This window comes from Methylacidimicrobium sp. B4 (assembly GCF_017310545.1).
Lineage (GTDB): Bacteria > Verrucomicrobiota > Verrucomicrobiia > Methylacidiphilales > Methylacidiphilaceae > Methylacidimicrobium.
The window spans coordinates 1,483,700-1,506,972 of the sequence record NZ_CP066203.1; the positions used below are offsets into that span (position 1 = coordinate 1,483,700).

Annotated in this window: 24 protein-coding genes; 16 read left to right on the top strand and 8 right to left on the bottom strand. The window is 62.4% G+C overall.

What is annotated here, in order from left to right:
• The first annotated feature begins 27 nt into the window (after window positions 1-27).
• Window positions 28-1,032 carry an L-histidine N(alpha)-methyltransferase gene (locus MacB4_RS07090; RefSeq protein ID WP_206863189.1) on the top strand — a complete coding sequence of 335 codons (1,005 nt, stop codon included), beginning with the start codon at window positions 28-30 and terminating at the stop codon, window positions 1,030-1,032.
• Here MacB4_RS07090 and MacB4_RS07095 read toward each other — a convergent pair.
• The 3 genes from MacB4_RS07095 to mnmG form a co-directional block, all read right to left on the bottom strand.
• On the bottom strand, window positions 954-3,209 hold the full coding sequence (locus MacB4_RS07095) for a ComEC/Rec2 family competence protein (protein ID WP_206863190.1): 2,256 nt from the start codon (window positions 3,207-3,209) through the stop codon (window positions 954-956). The genes MacB4_RS07090 and MacB4_RS07095 overlap by 79 nt on opposite strands.
• A gap of 67 nt (window positions 3,210-3,276) precedes the next feature.
• On the bottom strand, window positions 3,277-3,966 hold the full coding sequence (locus MacB4_RS07100) for a rhodanese-like domain-containing protein (RefSeq protein WP_206863191.1): 690 nt from the start codon (window positions 3,964-3,966) through the stop codon (window positions 3,277-3,279).
• Between the two features lie 5 nt (window positions 3,967-3,971).
• Window positions 3,972-5,867, bottom strand: a complete 1,896-nt coding sequence (gene mnmG / locus MacB4_RS07105; protein ID WP_206863192.1) for a tRNA uridine-5-carboxymethylaminomethyl(34) synthesis enzyme MnmG — start codon at window positions 5,865-5,867, stop codon at window positions 3,972-3,974.
• A 68-nt stretch (window positions 5,868-5,935) separates the two neighbouring features.
• On the opposite strand from mnmG, the gene dnaB reads away from it, so the two are divergent.
• Window positions 5,936-7,342, top strand: a complete 1,407-nt coding sequence (gene dnaB / locus MacB4_RS07110; protein WP_206863193.1) for a replicative DNA helicase — start codon at window positions 5,936-5,938, stop codon at window positions 7,340-7,342.
• A 386-nt stretch (window positions 7,343-7,728) separates the two neighbouring features.
• On the top strand, window positions 7,729-8,604 hold the full coding sequence (locus MacB4_RS07115; RefSeq protein ID WP_206863194.1) for a YihY/virulence factor BrkB family protein: 876 nt from the start codon (window positions 7,729-7,731) through the stop codon (window positions 8,602-8,604).
• A 39-nt stretch (window positions 8,605-8,643) separates the two neighbouring features.
• On the opposite strand, the gene MacB4_RS07120 is transcribed toward MacB4_RS07115, so the two are convergent.
• Window positions 8,644-9,426, bottom strand: a complete 783-nt coding sequence (locus MacB4_RS07120) for a thiazole synthase (protein WP_206863195.1) — start codon at window positions 9,424-9,426, stop codon at window positions 8,644-8,646.
• Between the two features lie 174 nt (window positions 9,427-9,600).
• The gene (locus MacB4_RS07125; RefSeq protein ID WP_206863196.1) at window positions 9,601-10,452 is read right to left on the bottom strand and encodes a menaquinone biosynthesis family protein; all 852 of its coding nucleotides are present in this window, start codon (window positions 10,450-10,452) and stop codon (window positions 9,601-9,603) included.
• Between the two features lie 180 nt (window positions 10,453-10,632).
• Here MacB4_RS07125 and MacB4_RS07130 point away from each other — a divergent pair, with 180 nt between their 5' ends.
• Window positions 10,633-11,577, top strand: coding sequence for a histone deacetylase (locus tag MacB4_RS07130; RefSeq protein WP_206863197.1), 945 nt, complete (start codon window positions 10,633-10,635; stop codon window positions 11,575-11,577).
• A 21-nt stretch (window positions 11,578-11,598) separates the two neighbouring features.
• On the opposite strand, the gene MacB4_RS07135 is transcribed toward MacB4_RS07130, so the two are convergent.
• Genes MacB4_RS07135 through nadC form a run of 3 tightly spaced genes read right to left on the bottom strand, consistent with a single transcriptional unit; the run spans window position 11,599 to window position 13,985 of the window.
• Window positions 11,599-12,156 carry a cytochrome C gene (locus MacB4_RS07135; protein ID WP_242529164.1) on the bottom strand — a complete coding sequence of 186 codons (558 nt, stop codon included), beginning with the start codon at window positions 12,154-12,156 and terminating at the stop codon, window positions 11,599-11,601.
• A 13-nt stretch (window positions 12,157-12,169) separates the two neighbouring features.
• Window positions 12,170-13,066 (bottom strand): homoserine kinase, encoded by an 897-nt coding sequence (gene thrB / locus MacB4_RS07140; RefSeq protein ID WP_206863198.1) that lies wholly within the window; start codon window positions 13,064-13,066, stop codon window positions 12,170-12,172.
• Window positions 13,067-13,118: 52 nt separating this feature from the next.
• Window positions 13,119-13,985, bottom strand: coding sequence for a carboxylating nicotinate-nucleotide diphosphorylase (nadC, locus tag MacB4_RS07145; protein WP_206863199.1), 867 nt, complete (start codon window positions 13,983-13,985; stop codon window positions 13,119-13,121).
• A 219-nt stretch (window positions 13,986-14,204) separates the two neighbouring features.
• Between nadC and MacB4_RS07150 the strand changes: the two genes are divergently transcribed.
• The 12 genes from MacB4_RS07150 to atpC all read left to right on the top strand — a co-directional run bounded on the left by MacB4_RS07150 (window position 14,205) and on the right by atpC (window position 23,271).
• Complete coding sequence (locus MacB4_RS07150) at window positions 14,205-15,044, top strand: DUF4388 domain-containing protein (RefSeq protein ID WP_206863200.1); 840 nt, start codon at window positions 14,205-14,207, stop codon at window positions 15,042-15,044.
• Window positions 15,037-15,546, top strand: a complete 510-nt coding sequence (locus MacB4_RS07155) for an ATP/GTP-binding protein (protein ID WP_206863201.1) — start codon at window positions 15,037-15,039, stop codon at window positions 15,544-15,546. Before MacB4_RS07150 ends, MacB4_RS07155 begins: the two co-directional genes overlap by 8 nt.
• 147 nt (window positions 15,547-15,693) lie before the next feature.
• Entirely contained in the window at window positions 15,694-16,065 is a 372-nt protein-coding gene (locus MacB4_RS07160) for a roadblock/LC7 domain-containing protein (RefSeq protein WP_206863202.1), read from the top strand.
• 92 nt (window positions 16,066-16,157) lie between these two features.
• Window positions 16,158-16,745: a protoglobin domain-containing protein gene (locus MacB4_RS07165; protein WP_206863203.1), complete on the top strand. Its 588-nt coding sequence runs from the start codon at window positions 16,158-16,160 to the stop codon at window positions 16,743-16,745.
• Between the two features lie 93 nt (window positions 16,746-16,838).
• Complete coding sequence (locus MacB4_RS07170) at window positions 16,839-17,678, top strand: F0F1 ATP synthase subunit A (RefSeq protein WP_206863204.1); 840 nt, start codon at window positions 16,839-16,841, stop codon at window positions 17,676-17,678.
• Window positions 17,679-17,777: 99 nt separating this feature from the next.
• Window positions 17,778-17,969 carry an ATPase gene (locus tag MacB4_RS07175; protein WP_370568344.1) on the top strand — a complete coding sequence of 64 codons (192 nt, stop codon included), beginning with the start codon at window positions 17,778-17,780 and terminating at the stop codon, window positions 17,967-17,969.
• A 6-nt stretch (window positions 17,970-17,975) separates the two neighbouring features.
• Complete coding sequence (atpF, locus tag MacB4_RS07180) at window positions 17,976-18,521, top strand: F0F1 ATP synthase subunit B (protein ID WP_206863205.1); 546 nt, start codon at window positions 17,976-17,978, stop codon at window positions 18,519-18,521.
• Between the two features lie 16 nt (window positions 18,522-18,537).
• Entirely contained in the window at window positions 18,538-18,930 is a 393-nt protein-coding gene (locus tag MacB4_RS07185; protein ID WP_206863206.1) for a F0F1 ATP synthase subunit delta, read from the top strand.
• Window positions 18,931-18,972: 42 nt separating this feature from the next.
• Window positions 18,973-20,523, top strand: coding sequence for a F0F1 ATP synthase subunit alpha (atpA, locus tag MacB4_RS07190; RefSeq protein ID WP_206863207.1), 1,551 nt, complete (start codon window positions 18,973-18,975; stop codon window positions 20,521-20,523).
• 31 nt (window positions 20,524-20,554) lie between these two features.
• Complete coding sequence (gene atpG / locus MacB4_RS07195; protein ID WP_206863208.1) at window positions 20,555-21,421, top strand: ATP synthase F1 subunit gamma; 867 nt, start codon at window positions 20,555-20,557, stop codon at window positions 21,419-21,421.
• Between the two features lie 27 nt (window positions 21,422-21,448).
• Window positions 21,449-22,861, top strand: a complete 1,413-nt coding sequence (gene atpD / locus MacB4_RS07200; RefSeq protein WP_206863209.1) for a F0F1 ATP synthase subunit beta — start codon at window positions 21,449-21,451, stop codon at window positions 22,859-22,861.
• Window positions 22,858-23,271 carry an ATP synthase F1 subunit epsilon gene (gene atpC, locus MacB4_RS07205; RefSeq protein ID WP_206863210.1) on the top strand — a complete coding sequence of 138 codons (414 nt, stop codon included), beginning with the start codon at window positions 22,858-22,860 and terminating at the stop codon, window positions 23,269-23,271. Before atpD ends, atpC begins: the two co-directional genes overlap by 4 nt.
• Window positions 23,272-23,273: the final 2 nt, after the last annotated feature.

Here is a 23,273-nt window from a genome sequence, read left to right on the forward strand (position 1 = left end):
GCTTCTTATAGAAAGGGGAAAAGTGCCATGAAAAACGGGTTCACCAAGATCGAGGTTGCCGAGTCGCATCTGCCCTCGGCGTGGCTGGATGCCAAGCGCGCCTCCCTCGAAAAGGGGGAGATTGCCCCACCCTTCCACTACGCGACGGCCAGGCAAGCCAATCTCTGGATGGCCCTCTTCCACCGCTACTCTCCCTTTTCTGCGCAAGAGGGGAAGGCGCTCTACCTCCGCATGGCTCGGGATGCGTCGACTCTCCTCGCGGAAACACCCGCCCAACTGGTTTCTCTGGGTTGCGGGACCGCGGAAAAGGATCTGCTCCTGTACGGGGCGCTTCGCGCTCGATCCTGGAGACCGGATTGGATCTGCGTCGATGGCAGTCTCTCCCTGCTGCTCGAGGCGGGACGCGTGAGTCGATCCGACGGAGAAGGGGCCCGACTCATTTTAGCGGATGTCTTCCTCCCGGCTCTTTTCGATCGGCTGGGACGGCCGGAGGGAAGGCCGCGCCTGGTGACCGCGTTTGGCTTGATTCCGAATGTCTCTCCCGAGCTCTTTTTGCAAGGGCTGCGGGCCCAGCTCCTCCCTTGCGATCGACTTCTCTTGGGCGCGAATCTCGCTCCGGTTGCGACGGAGAGCACCCAAGCCTATCGGGAGTCGGCCGAGCGAATCCTGCCGCAATATGCGAACCGCTCGACCGAGCTCTGGTTGACGGAGCTCCTGCGGGATTGGGGCCTGCGCGAGCGGGTCGAGGGCTATGCCATGGGCGCGGTCGAACGGGATGGATGGATCCGGTATGAGGCGACGGTCCGATGGAAGAGAAGCGGGAAGGTGCCACTCGAAGATGGTTCTTCGCTGCCCGTTCGGGCGGGGTCGATCCTTCGGCTCTTTTCGAGCTACCGCTTCACCCGGGAAGGAATCGGCCGGCTTCTCCGGACGAATGGATTCGAGTCTCTCTCCTACTGGACGGTTCCCTCGGGCGAGGAGGGAGTCTGGTTGGTAGCCCCTTCCTCCTCTGGAACGGGGCGGATGGGATAGGAGATGGGCTCTCCTCGATAGGGCCGAAAGTCGATTTGATCGAGACCGAGCCGAACCTCGATGGCCGAGTCGCCTAGCCTGCGCACGCTTCCGGGTTGGTTCCTCGAGCGCGGGTTCCCAAGCCATGCCCCACCTGGCTTCAAGGCGAGGCAAAGGCGCTCTGTGGGGCTCTCCTTCGTCGGGCGGATGAAAAGATTCATCGTGGCTTGCGGAGTCGCTCCGCCGGAGGGCGAGGTGAGAGCGAGAGCAAGAAGAGGCAGGCGCTCTGCCACGATGAGCAGTACCGAGGATGCATCGCTCCACTCTTCCCTTTGGGCAGCATCGAAGATGGGCTGCAGGCAAAGAGACGCCGTCGGGCAGAGTTGCTCGAAGGGCACGAGGGGCCGCCCGCTCCCCCACGGCCGCCGCGGGGCGGCCACCCAGCTCTCCCCCTCTCCTCGCAGCTCCCCATCGAGCCAGTTCCACCCGTAGAAGCGGCGGATCGGTTCGACTTTGGTGAGGCAAACTCGGCTCTCGCCTCCATGAACCAGGAAGACCCGTCCTTCGGAACGGATCAGGCAGGCCGAGCCGAGTGGGATCGCCGGAAAGAGGAGGTGGAGGCGCGAAGATCGGGACAGGAGGGTGCTGGGGTCCGCGGTGGCGATGCCTGCTGCGGGGAGGTGCGAAGCGAAGGCCACGGTGGCCAGGAGGCTGCGAGCGAAGAGCCAGTTGGCATTGTTGAGGAGCGCGCTCAGCGTGGACCAGAGGCTGCCGAAGCAGAGGGAGAGCGTTCCCGCGGTTACGGCTAGCTCCGCCAGGGGGACTACAAGCAAGTTGGCGAGGGGGCCTACGAGGCTCACAAAATGGAAATGGATGACCTCAAAGGGAAAAGCGCCCAAGGACGCGGCAAGGGACGGCGCCAGGAGGAAGGCCGAGCCCGCTCCGAGGCCCTCCATGACCCGGGCGGTGCGGGGAAGGAGGATGCGGGGGATCAATGGATCTGGCCGGAATGGAGCCGCCATCCATCGCGAGAGCGGAGCGCTTAGCAAGAGGAGCGCCAAGACGACGCCAAAGGAGAGTTGGAGGCTGACGTCTCCGACGGAAAGCGGATCGAGGGTGAGGAAGAGGAGGAGAGAGAGCCCCCAAAGGTTGAGGAGATGGATCGGGCGGCGCAGCAGCCAGGCAATCAGGACGAGGGAGGAGAGGAGGGCCGCCCTCCCCACGCTGGCGGAGCCGCCGGAAAGAAGCGCGTAGGAAATGACGACAGGCAAGAGCGCCCAACCCCATCTCCATCGGGAGACTCTTCCTGCCTCGAACAAAGCGAGGCCTACGGCGAGGACCGCGCCGACATTTTGTCCGCTGACCGCGAAGATGTGATAGGCGCCGGCCAGCCGAAATTCTTCCTCGGTTTTCGCGGGCAAGCCGCCCGTTTGGCCGTAGATCATGCCGGCAAGCAGGGCCGCGGCTTCGGGATCCCCTTCGATGCCGGTCCGCAAGAGCCGGGAGGCCCACCGCCTTGCCGCCGCGATTTCCCGCCCGAGCCAGCTACCGGTATCGAGCGGCTGGACCTCGCTCCAAGAAGCCCTCAGGCGGTAAGCAATGTGGCGGACCGAGAGGATCTTGCGCCAATCGGGGTCTCCTGGATTGCGCGGTTCGCCGGGTCGTCTCAGGCTTCCCCGAACGCAGAGGCTCTGCGAGAGGACGATCGCACCGGCGGGAGCGGAACGGACCTCGAGGAGTACTCGTCCGGAGGCGGGCCTCCAGGTTCCGGAGATCCATACGCGGCGAATGGCGAGGATCGCCGTCGTGGCCGATGCCCCTTCCCGCTCCTTTTCGACGGGCACGCTCTGGATCGTCCCTTGCCAGCGGCACTCCGCTCTGAACTTCGCCTGGGGGAGACGACGAAGATCGTCGACGGGTCTCCATCCCAGATGGAACGAGGCAGCAGCGACGCCCAGGAAGAGGACGGTGCCGAGGAAGGGGAGGAGGGAACTTCCTCTCCGACGGAAGCGAACCCAAAGGGCGCCCAGGAAGGCGGTCATCGCGAGGCCGGGCAGGAAAAGGCTGGTTGAGCTGGAACCGCAGGCGCAACCCGTGGCGAAGACGAGGGCGGGAACGAGGAGGGGGGCTCGAACGAAGAGCCTGGGGCGGCTTACGGAGGGAGAGAGCGAAGATTCGGCGAGCCGGTGTTCCCGCATCCCATCCCCAGGTTACGTGCGAAGGCTGGTCCGCATCCGCATCGGGTGTGGTGTCTTGAGCGGGCCCTCACGGATCCTCCGCTGGCTCCGGAGGCTTGCGGCGTTGGAGAGTCCGAATGTTGAACTCGCGGATCGCGTGATCGCTCGGCCATGAGGGGCCGAGCGCTCTCCGCAGTTGGGTTATGACTTCCGCGTCTGATCCGGCGGCAAGGACGATCTGCTCCATGGTCTGCGGGTCAACGCAGAGAAACTCCATGACTGCGCGATCCTCTTTGCGCACGAAGGGAGCGATGGAGGGGGCGAATCCCGCGGAGAACTGCCGGATCGAGTCGATGAGATGGGGAAGCTGCGCGATCCCTGCCAGACGCTCGTCAGGCCGGCGGCAGGCGGGGAAGGCCCCGGCCTCGACCGGAAGTCCCGCGTTGTGCCATGCCTCCCAGCCGCCAGCGAGGGAATGAGCGGTTGCGAAGCCCATTTGCACGAGCCAATCCGCGGCGAGGAGGGATCGGTCACCGACGCGGCTGTAGCAGAGGATCGGGACCTCTCCTTTCGGGAGTTTCGACTCGATTTCTCCGGGAAACTGGCCGAACTCCCAGTGGATCGCCTTTGGGAGATGTCCAGCGATCCATTGGCGTGGGTGGCGCAGGTCGATGCAGATCCCCCTCCCCTCCCGCACCCAGTGGAAGGCTTGCGCTGGGGAGAGCTCCGGGATGCGTTGCCGCAGAGAGTCGAGGAGGAGTCGATAGCGGGGAGCCATGACCATCATCCGCCGCTGGAAAGGCTTACCGTGGGTGCGGAAGCTCCGTGGGGATTCCCTTTCTTCAGGGCGACCATCAGCACCGCGAGGTCGGCAGGGTTGACCCCGGGAATCCGGGCGGCTTGCCCCAAGGTCGCCGGACGGATCTGTTGCAGCTTCTCCCTTGCTTCCTGCTTTAGGCCCGAGACCTGCTGAAAATCGATCCAGGGAGGAAGAATCGCTTCTTCCATCGAGCGGGTTCGTTCGATCTGCTGTCGTTCTCGATCGATGTAGCCCGCATATTTGACTTCGCATTCGATGTGCGCGGCGATCTCCGGTTCGACATTCCGGAAAGGCTCTGGCAGATCCACCCAGGCAAAATCAGGACGGCGAAGCCATCCCAGGAGCGTGCTTCCTTCCTTTCTGGCTTCGTGCAGAGCCCTTCTGAGCTCTTCGATTCGCCGCATTTTCGCAAGCCACTTCTTGTGCCGCTGCGGAGAAAGAGTGCCGACGGCGAAGCCGATCTCGGAAAGGCGGACATCCGCGTTGTCCTGACGCAAAACGAGGCGATGCTCCGCTCGCGCGGTGAACATGCGATAAGGTTCCCGGATAGGGCGAGTGACCAGGTCGTCGATCAAGACTCCGATGTACGCTTGGTCGCGCCGCAGCAGGACCGGCGGCTCGCCGCGCACGGTACGGGCGGCGTTGATTCCCGCGATGATCCCCTGAGCCGCCGCCTCCTCGTAACCGGAAGTCCCATTGATCTGGCCGGCCAGGAAGAGACGTCCGATTCGCTTGGTTTCCAGGGAAGGGGAGAGCTGCGTCGCGGGGCAATAGTCATATTCCACCGCATAACCGGGCCGCAGGATGTGAGCCTTTTCGAGCCCGGGGATCGTCTGAAGGAAGGTGCATTGGACCGAAAAAGGGAGGCTGGTCGAAGCGCCATTGACGTAGAACTCTTGGGTCTGTCTTCCCTCGGGCTCAAGAAAAATCTGGTGGCGTTCGCGCTCGGCAAAACGGACAACCTTGTCCTCGATCGAAGGGCAGTAGCGCGGGCCTACGCCTTCGATTTTTCCGGAGTACATGGCGGAGAGATGGAGATTGTCTCGGATCACCCGATGGGTGTCCGTTGTCGTATGGGTGATCCAGCAAGGTAATTGTTCCACGTGGAACCATCGACCATCCCACCGGTTGAGGGTGAATGGCTCTCCCTCTCTTCCGAACAGCTCGTCGGGAAAAAGAGAAAACGTGGGCGGAGGGACATCTCCAGGCTGTCGCTCGCAGGCTCCGAAGTCGATCGTCCGTCCGTTCACGCGCGGCGGGGTTCCGGTCTTCAGGCGACCGATCTCAAACCCCAGCCTCTTCAGCTCGAGCGACAAGCCGCTGCTGCCCTCTCCCGCCCTCCCGCCGGGACGCTGCTCCGATCCCACATGGATCAGCCCACGAAGAAACGTCCCTGTAGTAATGACAAGTGCCCTTCCCAGGAACTCGACGCCGAGGTCGGTGACCAGACCCACCACGGCATCGTCCTTTACGCAAAGTTTTGCGACCGAGCCCTGCTGGAGGTCCAAGCCGGGCATCGACTCGCAGATCGCCTTCAGCCGGAACTGGTAGGCCTTTTTGTCGCACTGGGCTCGGGGAGACTGTACGCTCGGTCCTTTTCGGCGATTGAGCATACGAAACTGAATGCCAGTCGCATCGGTGTTTTGCGCCATGACGCCGCCCAGCGCATCGATCTCCCGAACCAATATCCCTTTTGCCACCCCGCCGATCGAGGGATTGCACGACATTTGACCGATCGCATCGAGCTGGAGGGTCAGGAGCAGGACGTCACACCCGATCCGAGCCGCCGCCAGGGCCGCTTCCACGCCCGCGTGCCCGCCCCCGACCACAATCACATCGTATTCCTTGGGCCAACGCATTCTTTTCCCCGGGGCTGAAAGAGAGTTTCGCTCTCGGTGCCGCCGTCCCTCTCTGTTATCCTGGCCTTGTGTCCCGAGCCAAGGCCGCCGTCAATGAGTTTCCGTCCGATGCCTCCCTCCCTGCCATTCTCTATAGCGCAGAGGCGGAGCGAGCCGTTCTCGGCTCTCTCCTCCTCCACCCGGATCTCGTACTTAATCAAGCTTTCGAGACTCTCTCCTCTGACGACTTCTTCGTCCCCGCACACCGGGTGCTCTTCGACCTCTTCCGATCGATGGACGCGCGTCATCAAGCGATCGACGTGCTCACCGTTCACCAGAGCCTCGTCGATACCAACCTTGCCGCCGAGGTCGGAAGCCCCGCGCTCCTTGCGGAATTAACGGCCTCCTTTTCGAGCCATCTCAACATTGGCACCTACCTTCAGCTGGTCAAAGACAAAAGCCTCCTGCGCCACCTCCACCGGGCTTGCAGCAACATCGTGCAGCGCATCGTGGACGAACCCCAATCGACCAGCGCCGTGCTTGACCATGCCGAGCGAGAAATCTTTCGCGTGACGAACCTTTCCCTGACCCGATCGAGCGTGCCGGTCTCCGTCGAGCTCCGGCGCGCTCTGGAGTTGATCGACTCCTTTCATCAGCGGAAGGGCAAGCTCTTCGGCATTCCGACCGGTTTCTACGAGCTCGATGCCCTGACCACGGGTTGGCAAAAAGGGGATATGGTCGTCCTTGCCGCCCGGCCGGGAGTCGGGAAGACGGCACTCGGGCTCACTCTTGCGCGGCAGGCGATTCGTCAGCGGTACGATGCCGAAAAGGACGCCTGGGTTCAGCCCGGACACCCCGTCGGCTTCTTCTCCCTCGAAATGACGAATCCCCAGATCATGCTTCGCTTGCTCGCATCCGTAGCCAGCGAAAGCCTGCAGAAGATCCGACGCGGAGAGCTCGACGACTCGGCGCTCGAAAAGCTGCGTCGCATCTCGGCTGACGCTCAGGAATGGCCCCTCTATCTCGATGACTCCAGCGGGCTGACCATTCATCAACTCCGTGCCAAGGCACGCCGGATGAAGGACCAGTATAAGATCGAATTGCTCATCGTCGATTATCTCCAGCTCCTTCGTTCCGACTCTCCACAAGCCCGGGAAAATCGCCAGGTCGAGATCGCGGAAATTTCGCGCGGCCTGAAGGGGCTTGCCAAGGAGCTCGACATCCCGGTGATCGTACTGGCTCAGCTCAACCGCCGAGTGGAAGAGGGAAAAGCGGAGCCGGCCCTCCATCACCTCCGCGAATCGGGTGCGATCGAGCAGGATGCGGACGTGGTCTTGTTGCTCCACCGACTCGACGCCGAAGAGGAACCCTCTCCGACGGGAATCCCCTATTCTCTCCATGTGGCCAAGCAGAGGAACGGACCGACCGACAAGATTGCGATTCGCTTCAATGCCCTGTTCACCCGTTTCGAGGATCCCGTGCGGCACAACGGTTGAGCCGCACGGAGGGGCACGCCGCTTCCGGGATGCGACTGAGGCTCGGCGGTGGCCTCCCGTTTTTCTCCGTTTGGAGGTTGGAAGGATTTCTCGGATTGCCTATAAGTTGGCACCCAGCAGCCACCCGGCGCTTCTCGCCAATCGGCTGTCCGGGGCAAACGCCTGAGCGGCGTGGATGCGAGGCGGTCTGTCAGGCTAACGTGGGAGACGTTCGAAGGGAGGGTGCAGTATGGAAGACCGACCAGAGCGCAGCAGACAGACCCATCATGCCCTCCTTGGGAGAAAGCTTGCGAGACATGCCGTCTAAACACGGGAACGCCTTGCACTCCTTCCTCTTCCCGCGCTCCAACGCTCGTTCTCCCTTTCCGACAAAGCTCCGGCGGCGGATGCGCCGCTTTTCCTTGCGCGCCCAGTTCCTTTTCGGAGACGCCTTGAAGGCCTGGCTTCGCCACAAATCCCCCAAGATGGGAGCGGCTCTGGCCTGCTATACGATCTTTTCGATCGCGCCGATGATTCTCTTCCTCCTTTCCTTCACGAGCATCCTCTTCAGCATGAAAGAGGCGCAGTCGTATCTCGCCCAGGCCCTCCACGATCTGGGCGGAGCACCCATGGCGTCAGCCGTTCAAATGCTTCTCACGACGGCATGGCCCCCCCATCCCGGCACACCGGCGGCACTCACCGCAACCGTCTCTCTCCTTTTTGGCGCCTCTGGCGTCTTCGTCGAGTTGCGGGACTCCCTCAACACGATCTGGGGGGTGACCGAAAAGCCGCAAGGCCCCCTGCTCGCACTCATCTGGGATCGAGCGGTTTCCTTTGCCATGGTCGCCGTGGTGGGCATGCTCCTGCTCGTCGCTCCGCTCGCGGTGACGACCATGGATGCGCTCTCCCAGCCGCTGGCGAGCGCCTTCCCTTGGTATCCCGCTTTCTACGACCTCGCTCGGGTGCTCACCTCCTTTCTGGTGGTGGTGCTCCTTTTTGCGGTCCTCTTTCGTGTCCTCCCCCAAGGGCCCGTGACGTGGAAGGAAGCTTTCTTCGGAGGGTTCGGCACCGCCCTCATGTTCGAAGTCGGTCGCTCGGGCTTAGGCTTCATTTTGAGCCACAGTTCGATCGCTTCGCTCTACGGTGCGGTGGGTTCGCTTCTCGTCCTGCTCCTCTGGATCTACTATTCCGCCCAGATTTTTTTTCTGGGTGCGGAGTTGACCCGGGCCTACGCCTATCGCTTCGGTTCCGGTCGTGCCACGCATCGCCACCACCCGACCTGAGGAAAGGCGGCGCTTCCCCGACCCTCCGAGAAGAGCGGATCAGAGGAACGCGGTGAGAGGGCTCGTCGGGACCGCTTGGGGCTGTCGTTGCGGCCGGCCGGAACGGTAGGCGATCCGCCCGGCTTCGACGGCCATCCGGAAGGCCCGTGCCAGGGCGCACGGATCGTCGGCGATGGCGATCGCCGTATTCACCAGGACTCCGTCGGCACCGATCTCCATGGCGGCAGCCGCATGGGAAGGGGCGCCCAGGCCGGCATCGACGATTACCGGAATCCCCGCCTGCTCAATGATGATCTCCAATTGGGCGCGGGTCTCCAAGCCGCGCATCGAACCGATCGGGGAGCCTAGCGGCATGACCGCTCCGACCCCGACCTCTTCTAGTCGCTTCGCCAGCACCGGATCCGCATTGATGTAAGCGAGCACGACGAAACCCTCCCGGACCAGCAGCTCGGCCGCCAGAAGAGTTTCCACCGGATCCGGCAGCAGATAGCGGCTCTCCGGGTGAATCTCGAGCTTCACCCAGCGTGGCATACCGGCGGCGGCGCCGAGGCGAGCCAATCGCACCGCCTCTTCCGCATTGGCCGCCCCGCTCGTGTTTGGTACGATCAGGTATCGTTCCGGGTCGAGGTAGGAGAGGATGCTCTCTTCTGGGCGAATTTCCCCGATTTCGGCCCGGCGTAAGGCAACGGTCAGGATCTCGGTTCCGCTCGCCTCGAGGGCTTCCGCCATCAGCGTGTGCGAACCAAATTTTCCGGTGCCGATCAGCAGGCGCGAGGCAAAGTCCCGACCCGCAATATGGAGTGGTTCCTGGTGGTCTTTCATCCGCTTTGGCTCGTCCTGCCGGCCCGGCATCCCTTTGCGCCAAGTCCTCGAAAGCCTCGAAGCAGCGCTTTGTCTCACTTATAGCACATCTCGGAGACAAACGGCAGTGGGGCTGCAACCGAGTGGGAGTGGACGGGTCTCTTTGCGAGAAGGGCAACGCCTTCTTCCTGCATCCTATGCCGGTACCCAGTCGACTCCGGCGCTGGTGGGCAACATCCCTAGCTCCCGACCCCGCCGCAAGAACTCTTCGATGGCCCGCCGGCCATCGGCGCCATAGTCGAAGGTCCGTTCGTTCGCGTACATCTCCACGAACTCATCCACTCTTTTCGGACTCAATCCTCGGGAGAACCGGGCCGCATACTCCAAAGCCTCGCTCCGGTGCTCCAGGCCCCATCGGATACTCTCCCGGAGGAGCCTTGTGCATTCCGAGGCGATGCCGATTCCCAGCTCTTTCCGAACGGCGTTGCCACCCAGGGGAAGCGGGAGGCCCGTCTCTTGCCTCCACCACTGGCCGAGATCGACACAAAGGGAGAGGCCCTCGTCCGCGTAGGTAAGCTGGCCTTCGTGAATCACCAGGCCAGCCTCCGCCTCTCCCGACCGCACGGTTTCCAAGATGCGATCAAAGGGATAGACTTCCAGGTGAAGCTCCTCCGGACGGACACCGAGATAGAGGCTGAGGGCCATTACCGCGCTCGTCTTGAGTCCGGGAATCGCCATCCGAGCGCGTACCAGTTCCTCCCGGGTCCTTTTTTGCCCCGAGACGACCCGGGGTCCATAGCCCTCTCCCATGCTACCGCCGCAAGGCAGAAGCCAGTAGTCGTCCCGTAGAAAACCGTAGGCGTGAATGGAAACCGCGGTCAGATCGATCGCCTTCTTCCTTGCCAGCTCGTTGAGGCTCTCGATGTCCGTCACTTCCTGGCGAAACCGAAGGGTTTCACTGGAGAGCTTCCCAGCCACCAAGGCGTAAAACATGAACGCATCATCCGAATCCGGAGAATGCCCCAGACTGATTTCCCTGTGTGTCATTCCTTCCCTATCCCAGCGGACCCTGCGTGAAGTCAACCATCCGGTGGGTCCGGCCTTCCTGTGCCGCAATCCGGTGGCTGCACAATTCTCTTGGCTCTCCCTTTGTCGTGCGGCACAAAAAGAGCAACGCGAGATCATCGTCGATTCCCTGGAGCAGTCGACGCGAAGCTCAGTAGATTTATGCCCTCTCCCACCATTCTTGTCACGCATCCCGCCTTTGCCCTGCACCCCACCCCGCGTGGCCATCCGGAGAGTCCGGAGCGGATCAGCGCAACCCTTCCATTCCTCCGCTCCTCCCTTCCGAAAACCATCCGTTGGATCGAGCCTGGCCCGGGAACCAGCGATCTACTGCGGAGCGTCCATACAGAAGGCCATATTCGGCGGATCGAAGAGGCTTCGCGCGACGGCTTGGTCCTCCTCGACCAAGGGGATACCTATGCCGGGCCGCACTCTTTTGACACCGCGCTCCTGGCGGTCGGTGCCGTGACGACGGCAATCGACCGGGTCGCTTCCGGCGAGGCGACCAACGCCTTTGCCCTCCTCCGTCCGCCCGGCCATCACGCCCGAGCCAATGCTCCCATGGGATTCTGCCTCTTCAACACCGTAGCGGTCGCGGCCCGCTATGTCCAGAAAGAGCATGGGTGCCGACGCATCCTGATTCTCGATTGGGATCTTCACCACGGGAACGGCACGCAGGAGATCTTCGAGGAGGAGGCATCCGTCCTTTATATCAGTCTCCATGAGCACCCGCTCTATCCGGGCACGGGAAGCGCCCGGGAGCAGGGAAGAGGGGAGGGAGAGGGCTTTACCTTGAATCTGCCGATGAAACCCGGATCGGGGGACGCCGAATACAGGGCCGCCTTCGAGGAGAAGGTCATTCCCGCCGCCGATGCGTTCCAGCCCGACTTCGTCCTCGTTTCGGCGGGATTCGACGCACACCGGGACGATCCCTTGGGGAATCTGCAGCTCAGCGAAGAAGGGTTTGCCGCAATGACAAGAGGGATCCGAGGGGTCGCCGAGCGGCACTGCCAGGGCAGGCTCGTTTCCGTGTTGGAAGGGGGATATCAGATCGATGCGCTGGGCCGCTCCCTCCACGCGCACCTCTGCGCCTTGGAGGAGCGGTAAGGGCCGCTTGCGGTCCGCCCCTTACGGCTGTCCGGGCTGCGCTCCGGCCGGCGGAGCCGCTGGATTGCTCTTGAGCCCTTCCAAGTAGAGCGTGATGGCCAAGGCATCCGCATGGCTCATTCGGTAGGGTGGCATCGGCGGTTGTGGATATTTGCCGGCCGGGGTCATCCCCGTCTCCAAGAATTGGACCATGTCCGCCTGGCTCCATCCCTCCGGCAGGCCCGCCACGGGAGGAGCCGTTCGAGCGAGGGAACCGGCGTTCTCTGTGCTGAGCCACGGGACGACACCTCCTTGCAACCATTTGTCGCGAAGCAGCTCTCCCCGTTCGTTGCGGGGAGTGTGGCACTCACCGCAGAGGGCGACGGCCTCTACCAGATACTTTCCATGCTGAATTCTCTCCCCGGCGCGATCTCCCGGGCTCTTTTCGGCCGGCCGCTCCTTTTCCGCATTCGCCGTTTCCATCGGTTCGTCCGGTATCTGTCGCAAGAACTCCTCATCCTGCGCGAAGCAGGCTTCCCAAGAGAGAATCCCGACCGCCCCAAGAATGAGTCCGATCCGACTGGCCCAGCGAAGAAACATGCTTCGGTCCTCCTTATGCAAGGCGGCGGGAGGGCCGACGCAGCCAAGCCTTCGCTCCTCGATTCTCCGCCTGGATCCGCCGGCAAATTCCTTTCAACCCTCTCTTGGCAGCGACGCGCGTCAGCGCCGTCGCCACCTCCCCTCCCCTCCCGACCGCAAGCGCCATCAGGGTCGAGCCGGCTCCACTGAGATAGAATCCGATGGCCCCAGCTCCATAGGCTGTCCGCCGCATCTCCTCCCATGCCGCAATGCGTTTGACCCGAGCGGGTTCATGCCAGCGGTCCTCGAAAAGCCCGCTCAGCTCTTCGTATCGGCGCAAGCAGATGGCGGCGGCGATCCGGGAGGCCCGCTGAAGATTCCAAACCGCATCTTGCAGGGACACGGTTTGCGCAACGACCGACCGAGCCCATTCGGTTTCCATTTCCATATCCGGGATGAAGGCCACGAACTCCAGCTGGCTCCCGAGCGCGACTCGGGTCTGGCCGTCATCGGTCGAAATGGTGAATCCTCCGAGAACGGCTGCCGCAACATTATCCGGGTGGCCTTCGAGCGCGCTGGCCAATGCCACCAGCCGCCCGCGCGAGAGGGGCCTTCCGCGCAGCTCGTTTAATCCGACAAGGACTCCTACGCGCACGGTGGCACTGCTCCCCAGGCCTCTTGCGCAGGGAACCTCGCCGGAGATTGCGCACTCGAAGGATGGGATCGGCTCACCCACCGCCTTGCCAAACGCTTCCGCCGCTTCCTGCACCATGGGCGGAAGGCTCTCGGCGGAGCCGCCATTGCCGACCCGCAGCGTTGTCCAGTTGTACAAGCGCAGGGCAGCACCAAACGCATCGAAGCCTGGTCCGAAATTCGTGGTCGTCGCCGGCACTCGGACACGACATTCGATAGGGCCTCTTTCCTCTTCCATAGGTTGCCGACGAGGGGAATGCATGCTTCCCGCAAGGATCAGTAAAGGTCAATTATGCGATGATTCCCAAAGAAAAATCCATCGCCTTCGCGCTGTGGGTCAGCGCTCCGACCGAGATGAAATCGACTCCGGTGTCAGCGATGGCGCGGATGTTCTCCAGCGTGACCCCGCCCGAAGCCTCGAGCCGCATGCGGCCGCCGACGAGGTCGACCGCCCTGCGCAGCTCTTCGACACTCATGTTATCCAGCAACAAGAGATCGAGCGGGAGGGCGCGCAGGGCCGTTACCTCCGCCAGGTTCTGCGCCTCCGCTTCGATTCGGGCAAGTGGTCGCAGGCGGCGGATCCTTTCCGCTCGCAAGCCCAGCTCTTTCGCCCATGAGCCGGGAAAGGCCATCTTGAGCAAGGCGAGGTGATTGTCTTTCAGGAGAACATGATCACCGAGGGAAAAACGGTGGTTGGAGCCCCCGCCGCAACGGACCGCGTACTTTTCGAGAGAGCGCAAGCCGGGCAGCGTCTTTCTTGTGTCCAGGAGTCGAGCACCGGTTCCGTCGATCGTTTCGACGAAGGCTCGCGTGAGGCTGGCGATGCCCGAAAGATGCTGGAGGAAGTTGAGCGCGGTTCGCTCGCCGGCCAGGACTTCGGCTGCTGGGCCCGATAGCGACAGGACCGTCGTTCCGGCTTCAATGGCATCTCCTTCTGCGCAAGTCCATTCCAGGTGCAGATCCCCACCGGAGACCTCTCCGAAGACGCCCTGCGCCAGAGGCAGCCCGCAAACGACGCCTTTCTCCTTGGCGGAAATTTCTGCCCGGCAGGCGATTCCTTCCGGAAGAAAGGCGCTCGAGGTCACGTCGCCTTGGCTCAAGTCTTCCTGCAGGGCCCGGCGCACGGCCTCCCGAATCTCTTCTCCGAGAAGCTCCATTGCCTTAGGCTAATGAACCGGCCGGGAAGAGGGAAGCCCATCGTGTCCCAATCACCCTCTTTCCGCTTGCGGGAGAGGGGACATCATGCCAAAAGATGAGCTTACCTGCAGGCTCTTGGAGGCTTGTGCACCTCAAGCCGACCGAGCAAGACGCGATGGCTCCGGGCTTGGGAGGCTGTAGCCGAACAACGGCTTCTGTCACAATAGAATCGATTCGTCATGCCTCTCTCCGGCAATCTGAAGGAACTGCCTTTCCCCGAAGTCCTGCGCCTGCTGCGCGATCGAACGGGCACTCTGGAGATCGTAGATAAGATGGCCGGGGATCACTTCTCGTTCTGCCTTTCGGCGGCAAAGCTCGTCTCCGCTTCCGAGAGGGGCCAGCCGATCCCCGACGCGCTCGTGCTCCACTCGGTGCTGCAGCGGCTTTCGGACAACCATTCCGCTTCCTTCGACTTCGAAGAGCGGGGCGCGGAGGATCTTGCGGGCCCGTTGAGCATTCCGATCGACCGCATCCTCTTGTCCGCCTTGGCCGCAATCCGTTCTCCAGAGCGCTATACCGACTATCTCCCGCACCCCGACACGCGGTATCGCGCCGGGTCTGAGACGACCCCTTGGCTGACCGAGGACCTGCTCGCTTTCTGGGTCAACTCGGAACGACTCTTTCGTTCGGGGATCTCGGCGCGCGAGATCGCTGCTGCCCTCGGGATCCCGCTGCCGCAAGTCCTGCTCGATCTCTTCAAACTGCGTCTCTTGGGGATGATTGTTCCTGTCCGAGCCGAGCCGTCGCCATTGGCACCGGAGCCCTTCGGCCCCGCGCTTCGCTCTCCCGAGCTTCCGACAACTCCGGTAAGGACCAGTCCCTTGCCGCCGCAGCCCCTGCCCGCCCTCTCCCCCGAGCCGATTCCGCCAGCGCCTCGTCCTCCTCCTACAGCAACGGGTCCCCGCTTCCATCCGGCCAAGGATGCTGAGGGACCGAGCCAACCGATCGGGCGCCGACAGGGCGTTTTGGCACGGATCGCCGCCGGGCTGCGGGGAATTCTCGAAAAAATGTATGAATGAAACTACGATCAAGATCCTTGTGGCCGGCCCTTGCGGCGCCGGCAAGACGACCTTCATCCGGACCCTGAGTCAATCTCCGGTCGTCAACACCGACGTTCCGTGTTCGACCGCGAATCGGACGACGACCGTGGCCATGGATTTCGGGCAGCTTCACCTCGACCGATATGCCATTCATCTCTTCGGCGCTCCCGGCCAGGATCGCTTCGAGTTTACGTGGGAAGTCCTCCTCGAGGGCTCCTTGGGATTGCTCCTGCTCGTTTCCGGGAAGGACGCCACGCACTTTCCGCAAGCTCGCCGCATCTCTGACTACCTCCTCTCCCGGAACCCGGTGCCTCTGGTTCTCGGCGTGACGCATCAGGATCACCCCAACTGCTGGGATTGCAGGGAGGTGGCGTCATACCTGGATCTGGATCCGACCGCGGCCGTGCCGATCGATGCCACCAATCTCGAGAGTGCCACCGAACTGTTGGTGCGCCTCTTCGAATTGGTGGAGCGCGTCTGAGGCGGGTGGGCGAGGCCTCGATTCGCCTAGATTTGGCTTGCCAAAATGATCTCGCTCTCATGCAATGCACCCTCCCCCCCCCAGCGAGGCGTCGGGCTTTGTACGATCGTTCCGTGGGACGAGGGAAGTGGAGAAAGGGAGAAGGACATGGCTGTTGCCGATGAATTGAATCACATTTTGGGCCGGGTCCGTGCCGCCATTCCGGAGCTGAACGCCGCGCTGGTCGCCACGACCGATGGGCTTCCCATCGCTCATTCCCTTAATTCGGGAGATGCGAATCGTCTGGCGGCCATGGCGGCGACCGCGCTGGGGCTCGGGCGCCGCATCTGCGAAACCTTCGGGGGTGGCGAATTCCGGGAGACGAGCGTCTCCGGGGATCAGGGTCAGATGTACATTTATTCTGCGGGACCCAAGGCTGTGCTCGGGGTGGTTGCCCGATCGGGGGCCAATGTGGGGTTGATTCATCTGGAAGCTCGGGATGCGGCTTCCCAGGTCGCACAGATTCTCGATCGACGATAGCCGGAACATCGGTTAGGGTGGTTCGTCGTGGGAGAGAGGGAGAGGAGGACGTTCGTTGAGGGGAGGGATCCGCGCCTGGGAATGAGGTAGGCATGTCGTCTCGTCTCGCCGAGGTCACAGAAGCCGTTTTTGCGCAGTTGCCTCCGGCCGCTCGCTTCACGGAGGAGGACGAGGCGCTCTTCCTTCGGCTCGCTCCTGGCTTGGCCTCCTTGGAAGATCCTCTGGTGAAGGTTTTTTACGATATCCTTTTTGCGCATCCGCAAACGGCACGCGTCCTGAGCTCGGGCGAGCGGTCGGAACGAGAGAATGCGCTGCGCCGCTGGTGGCGTCGCACGCTCCAGGGCCCATTCGACGCGCAGTACTGGCAGTGGCAGGCGGCCGTCGGCCTCATCCATGTCCGCCAGAATGTGACCAACCCGATGATGATCGGCATGTGGGGAGTCATCCTGAACACCCTGCAAGTGGCCCTTCTCGAGACTCTGCGGCTTTTGCCTCACGAGGCGGCGCGCGCCATGGAGTCGCTCCATCGCCTGGCTGCCACGGTGCAGGCTCTGACCGCGGAAAGCTATCTGCGCCACTATCTGCTCGCCCTATCTCATTCCACCGGGGTTTCCACGGAGCTGATCCACCGGCTGGTCGTGGTCGAGCTCTCCTCCCTTGATCCTTCCGCCCAGGTGTAGGAAGGTCGAGCCATCTCCGTCCTTTCGCCTCTCGATTTTGTCGTATTTTTTTCTTTGCATCGGCTGCCCTCCTCCACTAAGGGAGGAAGCTCAATGTTTTTCCTAGCTACGGCCGAGCCTACCAGCCATGCCCCGCTCGTTCATCCAGCGGCCCCCACGCTTTTTCATCTGGGCCCGCTCCCGATTACTGCGTCGATGGTCCATAGCTGGGTGATCCTTTTGCTCCTTTTTCTCGTGATCCGCCTGGGAACCGCCCGACTGGAGATGGTGCCCTCGGGCCTCCAGAACGCGATCGAGGCCGCGGTCGAAGGTTTGGAACGCCTCACGCGAGGGCTGCTTGAGCCCAAGGTCGCCGACTGGTGCTTTCCCCTCGTCGCCACCTACTTCATCTTCATCGCGGTCTCCAACCTGACCGGGCTGGTTCCCGGTGTGGGCACGATCGGCTTTGGAACCGTGAAGGCTGGCTCTCATTTGCCCTACTCCGTCGAGCACCCCCATGTCTCTCTTTTGCGACCGCCGACGTCCGACGCGAACATGACGAGCGCGATGGCCGTGATCTACTTCTTCGTGAGTCTCTATTGGGCTCTCAAGTACCACCACGGCCCCTGGGGCCTCCTCGTGCATATCTTTGGGGTGAAGGGCGGAATGAAGGGATGGATCTTGATCCCGCTCGCGGTCCTCTTCTTCGCCGTGGGTCTCATGGAAGCCCTTTCGATCGTCATTCGGGCCATCGCGCTGGCCATGCGGCTCTATGGGAACGTGTACGGGGGCGAGTCGGTGCTGGTGCTCATGACCGGCATGCTCGGCGGGCTCGCGGCCGTTCCGTTTTACTTCTTCGAATTTGCCGTGGCGCTGATCCAGGCCTTGATCTTTACCCTTCTTGCGATCGTCTTCACGGGGACTCTTTGCTCGCACGAGGAGTCCCACAAGTGAGATGCTTTCAGGCCGCAGCATCGGCCCGAAACAAGAAGCAGAGAAAACCAGCTACCATAATCATCTAGGAGAGTGACAAGTATGATGTTCCTTGCGGAAATGAGTGGAAATATCGCGGTGGGTCTTGCGGCTACCGGCGGCGCCATTGGCGTTGGCCTCGCCGCGTTGGGGGCCGCCGGAGCCATCGGTCGGAATCCGGGCTCCTTCGGGCTTGTCTTTACTACGGCGCTTTTGGGGATGGCCCTTTCCGAAGGCCTCGCTATTCTGGTCTTCTTCGTCGTCGGGAGGTAGTTGCTCATGGGCGACGCACTCGTTCAGCTCGGAATCGACTGGCCCAGGTTCATCGCGCAGACGATCAACTTTGCCATCGTTCTCTGGGTGTTGAATCGGTTCGCCTATCGACCGGTCCTGCGGCTCCTGGAAGAGCGCCGAACCCGCATAGCGGAGAGCCTGCAGAACGCCGAACGGATTCAGAAGGAGCTCGCGGCCGCGGAGGAAGCGCGGCGAGAAATCCTCCACCAAGCCAACGAGCGGGCTTCTCAGCTCATCGCCGAAGCCGAGCAAACGGCGAAGTTGCAAGGCGAGAAGCTCCTCAAAGAAGCGGCGGAAGAATCGGAGCGGATCCTGGCGAAGGCACGAGCGCGAGCGGAGCAGGAGCAGCAGGAGAGCCGGGCGGTCGTTCGCCGGGAAGTGGGGGAGCTCGTGCTCGCCCTCACGGCCAAGGTGTCCGGAAAGGTTTTGTCCGTCGAGGATCAGGAGCGCTTGCGCGCCGAGACGATGGCTCAGCTGCCGGCGGAGCCACGGACCGATTTCCCCCCCGCGCCCGACTCCCAGAGGAATTAAGAAGGATCGATCCAGCGTGAAGCTCTCTCGACAAGCTCGCCGCAAAGCAAAAGCCCTCTTCCGACTCTGCTTCGAAGGCGCAGTTCTTGATCCGGGCAGGGTCCGTCAGGTCGTGACGGTGCTGCTCGACCAAAAGCCGCGCGGCTATCTCCCGATCCTGCAGCGCCTGCGTCAGCTGGTGGCCTACCGGATCGCCGAAAACACGCTTTCCATTGAGAGCGCTACCCCGCTCCCTGATCAGGGCGGCTCCCTCTTCGCGGTGCTCGAAGCCCGATACGGTGCTGCGCTCGAGAAGCGCTACCTGGTGCGCCCGGAACTGATTGGAGGCATGCGCATCCAAAAAGGGAGCACGGTCTGGGACGGATCGATCTCCCAGAGGTTGCAAACGCTGGAAGCCACGCTAGTCTGATAATCGCCACTTGTTGTACTCAACCCACCTCACTGCACTACGATGAGCACCTTACTCGAAGAGATTGAAAATCGCATCGCGGACCTCCGACGGGAAGTCGCCAAGACCGATGTGGGCACCGTCCGCGAAACGGGCGACGGTGTGGTCAAGATCGAGGGGCTCGGGAATGTCGGCATGAACGAGATTCTCGAGTTTCCGGATCGCCGGGACACCTTCGGTCAACCCATCCGCGCCTTGGCGCTCAATCTGGAAGAGACCGAGGTTGGTGGGGTCATTCTGGGAGAGTTCACGCAGATTCGCGAGGGCGACCAGGTGCGCTCTACGGGAAAGTTGCTCCAGGTCCCGGTGGGAAAGGGGCTCTTGGGGAGGGTGATCAGCCCCTTGGGCCAGCCGCTCGATGGAAAGGGCGCGATCGAAGCATCTCTCTCGTATCCGATGGAGCGGATCGCGCCCGGCATCATTCAGCGCCGCTCGGTCAGCCAGCCGGTCCAGACCGGGATCGCCGCCATTGACAGCATGATCCCCATCGGCCGCGGCCAGCGCGAGCTGATCATCGGGGACCGTGCGACCGGAAAGACGACGATTGCCGTGGATTCCATCCTCAACCAGGCGCGGATCAACCGTGCCAACGAGAGCAATCCCGACTATCGGCCTCTCTATTCGATCTATGTCGCCGTTGGTCAGAAGAATGCCAACGTCGCCCGGGTTCTCGACGTGCTCGAATCGCACGATGCGTTGTCGAGCACGATCGTCGTGGTGGCGGCGGCGTCGGATCCGGTGACTCTCCAATACCTCGCCCCATTTGCGGGTGCGGCGATCGGTGAGTGGTTCATGGAAAACGGAATGGATGCACTGGTCGTCTACGACGATCTCTCCAAGCATGCTGCGGCCTATCGGCAGCTTTCCCTCGTGCTCAAGCGGCCTTCGGGCCGTGAGGCCTATCCGGGAGATGTCTTTTACCTCCATTCCCGCCTGTTGGAGCGGGCGGCCCGGCTCGGCGAGCGCTATGGCAACGGGAGCTTGACAGCCCTGCCAATCATCGAGACTCAGGCTGGCGACGTTTCGGCTTATATTCCGACCAACGTCATCTCCATTACCGACGGGCAGATCTATCTCGAAACCGATCTCTTCTATCAAGGGATTCGCCCCGCGATCAGCGTGGGGCTCTCGGTATCGCGTGTGGGATCGGCCGCCCAAGTGAAGGCGATCCGGCAAGTTGCGGGAAAGGTGAAGCTCGAGCTCGCCCAATTCCGGGAGCTTGCGGCCTTTGCGCAATTTGCCTCGGACCTCGATCCGGCGACCAAGGCCAAGCTCGATCGTGGTGCGCGGATCGTGGAAATTTTCAAGCAGCCCCAATACAGCCCGGTGCCGGTGGAAGTCCAGGTGGCCACTCTCTGGGGGGTGCAGAACAACTTCTTTGATTCCGTCCCAGTGCCGCAGGTAAAGGCGTTTCAGGAAAAGCTGGTCCAATTCCTCCAGAGCCGACACCCGGGCGTTCTCGATGAGATCCGTCAAAAGGGCGTCCTGGACGAGGGGATCACCAAGTCTCTCAGGTCGGCGTTCGAAAACTTCACTCAGGCCTACACCGCCTAGAGCCGCCACCCGCCCCCGTCGCTCTTCCGCCATGGCCAGCACCCGTGAAATTCGCCGAAGGATCCGTTCGGTCAAGAACACCGCTCAGATCACCAAGGCGATGCAAATGGTAGCCGCCTCCAAGATGCGCCGCGCCCAGCTCCGTGCGCTCGAGGGAAGACCCTATCAGAAGCTGCTCGAGGAGATCACCCACAGCCTCGTTCCTCAAGTGGGGCAGCTGCGGCACCCGCTGCTCAACCCGCGGCCGGTACAACGCCGCGCGGTGCTGGTCATCTCGACCGACAAAGGTCTTTGCGGCTCCCTGAATACGAACCTCTTTCGCGAGCTGCTCCGCCGTCACAGCCCAGACCGGGCCTATGTGAGCGTGGGGCGGAAGGCAAGGAGCTTCCTCGCCAGCCTCCCGAGCTCGACGGGGGAGACGTTGCTGGCCGATTTCGAGCTGCGGGATAACCTGACCTTTCGCGATGGCAAGCGGATCAGCCGATTCCTTCTGGAGAAGTTCTCCGCCGGTGAGATCGACGCGATCGACGTCGCTCACACCCATTTCGTCAACGCGCTCGTGCAGACGACGGTGATTCGTCCACTCGTGCCGATTGCGCCGGAAACCCTGCCGCAGGGCGAGCCGTCCGCAACCGTGGTAGTGCCGGACAACTTCGAGCCCTCTCCTGAGGAGCTGCTCGATGCCCTGTTGCCCTTCTTCGTCGATTGGAATATCTATCAGGCCCTGCTCGATAGCTTGGCATCGGAGCACAGCGCCCGCATGATCGCGATGAAGAACGCGACCGAAAATGCCAAGGAGCTCGTCGGCGACCTTACACTCGAGTACAACAAGGCGCGTCAAGAGGGCATCACCCGCGAAATTCTGGAGATCGCTACGGCGCAGATCGCGCTGGAGTGATCCGTGCGCGGACAGGAGGAATCGTTCATGAGCACAGGTAAAATCGTTCAAGTCATCGGTCCCGTCGTCGATCTGGAATTCCCGGAAGAGAGCGTCCCGGCAATCTACAATGCCCTGCTGGTTCACCTGGAAAGAGAGGGCAAGATGATCGAGCTCACGCTCGAAACGCAACAGCATCTGGGAGAAGGGTGGGTGCGCGCCGTGGCGATGTCGAGCACCGACGGGCTCCGCAGGGGCATGGAGGCGGAGGATACGGGGCAGCCCATTTCGGTGCCGGTTGGGCCCGCTGTCCTCGGTCGGGTCTTCAACGTGCTGGGCGATCCGGTCGACGAACGGGGACCGGTCGCGGCGAGCAAGCGCTACCCGATCCATCGCAAGGCGCCCGACCTGGCAGCTCAGAGCACCAAGACGTCGATCCTCGAGACTGGGATCAAGGTCATCGACTTGATCTGCCCCTTCCTGCGGGGAGGAAAGGCGGGCGCTTTCGGCGGAGCCGGAGTGGGCAAGACGGTCGTGATCATGGAGCTGATCAACAACATCGCCAAGGCGCACGGGGGATTTTCGGTCTTTGCCGGCGTGGGCGAAAGAACGCGCGAGGGAAACGATCTCTACAACGAGATGGCGGAGGCCAAGGTCATTAACCTCGAAAATGTCTCCGATTCCAAGGTGGCATTGGTCTACGGCCAGATGAACGAGCCCCCGGGCGCACGCCTCCGGGTCGGGCTCTCCGCCCTGGCGATGGCCGAGTACTTCCGGGACGAGATGAATCAAGACGTTCTGCTCTTCATCGACAACATCTTCCGCTTTTCCCAAGCCGGTTCGGAGGTCTCCGCCCTTCTCGGGCGCACGCCCAGTGCGGTCGGCTACCAACCGACCCTCGCCTCGGAAATGGGGGCGCTGCAGGAACGGATCACCTCGACGCGGACCGGCTCGATCACTTCTTTCCAAGCCGTCTACGTCCCGGCCGACGACCTTACCGATCCCGCGCCCGCGAACACCTTCGCGCACCTTGATTCGACGATCGTCCTGGAGCGGGCGATCGCCGAGCAGGGGATTTATCCGGCGGTAGACCCTCTCGCCTCGACCTCCAAGGCGCTTGCGGCAGATATCGTGGGAGAGGAGCATTACAACGTCGCCCGAGGCGTACAGCGCGTCCTGCAGCGCTACAAGGATCTGCAGGACATCATCGCGATCCTTGGGATGGATGAGCTCTCGCCCGAGGATAAGCAGACGGTCTATCGCGCCCGGAAGATTCAACGGTTCCTGAGCCAACCGTTCCATGTGGCCGAAGTATTCACCGGGACCAAAGGGGAATACGTGCCTGTAGCCGAAACCATTCGGGGCTTCCGCGAGATTCTCGACGGGAAGCATGATGAGGTGCCTGAAGGCAACTTCTACATGAAGGGAACGATCGACCAGGTCGTCGCGAGTGGCAAATGAGCCTGCTCCACGTGGAAATCGTTACTCCGGAAGGAGTGCGCTTCGCCCAGGACGTGGAGATGGCAACCTTTCCCGGAGAGGAAGGGGAAATGGGCGTCTACCCCAACCACGAACCGCTCATCACGCGCATCGTACCGGGAGAGCTCGTCCTGCAAGCGGGAGGGGAGCGTAAGGTCCTGGCGGTGGGAGAAGGCTTTGCCAAGATTTCTTCCGCACGCCTCGTGCTTCTGTCCGACATGGCCCTCTACGAAGAAGAGATCGAGGAGGCCAAAGTGGCCGAAGCCGTCGAGCGCGCGCAACAGGCTTTGCGCCAGAAGGAGCTTGGAGAGGAGGAGCAGGCGGCCACGGCGGCGCTGCTGGCTCGTTCGCTTGCGCAGCTCAAGGTCAAGCGCCGCCACCGCTCGGCCTGATC

Coding starts and splice junctions, on each gene's coding strand:
- MacB4_RS07160 (WP_206863202.1), top strand. CDS start 15,694: ATGGCTGTTGCCGATGAATTGAATCACATTTTGGGCCGGGTCCGTGCC.
- MacB4_RS07150 (WP_206863200.1), top strand. CDS start 14,205: ATGCCTCTCTCCGGCAATCTGAAGGAACTGCCTTTCCCCGAAGTCCTG.
- MacB4_RS07130 (WP_206863197.1), top strand. CDS start 10,633: ATGCCCTCTCCCACCATTCTTGTCACGCATCCCGCCTTTGCCCTGCAC.
- MacB4_RS07095 (WP_206863190.1), bottom strand. CDS start 3,209: ATGCGGGAACACCGGCTCGCCGAATCTTCGCTCTCTCCCTCCGTAAGC.
- MacB4_RS07125 (WP_206863196.1), bottom strand. CDS start 10,452: ATGACACACAGGGAAATCAGTCTGGGGCATTCTCCGGATTCGGATGAT.
- atpF (WP_206863205.1), top strand. CDS start 17,976: ATGGGCGACGCACTCGTTCAGCTCGGAATCGACTGGCCCAGGTTCATC.
- mnmG (WP_206863192.1), bottom strand. CDS start 5,867: ATGCGTTGGCCCAAGGAATACGATGTGATTGTGGTCGGGGGCGGGCAC.
- thrB (WP_206863198.1), bottom strand. CDS start 13,066: ATGGAAGAGGAAAGAGGCCCTATCGAATGTCGTGTCCGAGTGCCGGCG.
- nadC (WP_206863199.1), bottom strand. CDS start 13,985: ATGGAGCTTCTCGGAGAAGAGATTCGGGAGGCCGTGCGCCGGGCCCTG.
- MacB4_RS07120 (WP_206863195.1), bottom strand. CDS start 9,426: ATGAAAGACCACCAGGAACCACTCCATATTGCGGGTCGGGACTTTGCC.
- MacB4_RS07090 (WP_206863189.1), top strand. CDS start 28: ATGAAAAACGGGTTCACCAAGATCGAGGTTGCCGAGTCGCATCTGCCC.
- MacB4_RS07115 (WP_206863194.1), top strand. CDS start 7,729: ATGCGCCGCTTTTCCTTGCGCGCCCAGTTCCTTTTCGGAGACGCCTTG.
- atpA (WP_206863207.1), top strand. CDS start 18,973: ATGAGCACCTTACTCGAAGAGATTGAAAATCGCATCGCGGACCTCCGA.
- MacB4_RS07155 (WP_206863201.1), top strand. CDS start 15,037: ATGAATGAAACTACGATCAAGATCCTTGTGGCCGGCCCTTGCGGCGCC.
- MacB4_RS07170 (WP_206863204.1), top strand. CDS start 16,839: ATGTTTTTCCTAGCTACGGCCGAGCCTACCAGCCATGCCCCGCTCGTT.
- MacB4_RS07175 (WP_370568344.1), top strand. CDS start 17,778: ATGAGTGGAAATATCGCGGTGGGTCTTGCGGCTACCGGCGGCGCCATT.
- MacB4_RS07165 (WP_206863203.1), top strand. CDS start 16,158: ATGTCGTCTCGTCTCGCCGAGGTCACAGAAGCCGTTTTTGCGCAGTTG.
- MacB4_RS07135 (WP_242529164.1), bottom strand. CDS start 12,156: ATGTTTCTTCGCTGGGCCAGTCGGATCGGACTCATTCTTGGGGCGGTC.
- atpD (WP_206863209.1), top strand. CDS start 21,449: ATGAGCACAGGTAAAATCGTTCAAGTCATCGGTCCCGTCGTCGATCTG.
- atpG (WP_206863208.1), top strand. CDS start 20,555: ATGGCCAGCACCCGTGAAATTCGCCGAAGGATCCGTTCGGTCAAGAAC.
- atpC (WP_206863210.1), top strand. CDS start 22,858: ATGAGCCTGCTCCACGTGGAAATCGTTACTCCGGAAGGAGTGCGCTTC.
- MacB4_RS07100 (WP_206863191.1), bottom strand. CDS start 3,966: ATGGCTCCCCGCTATCGACTCCTCCTCGACTCTCTGCGGCAACGCATC.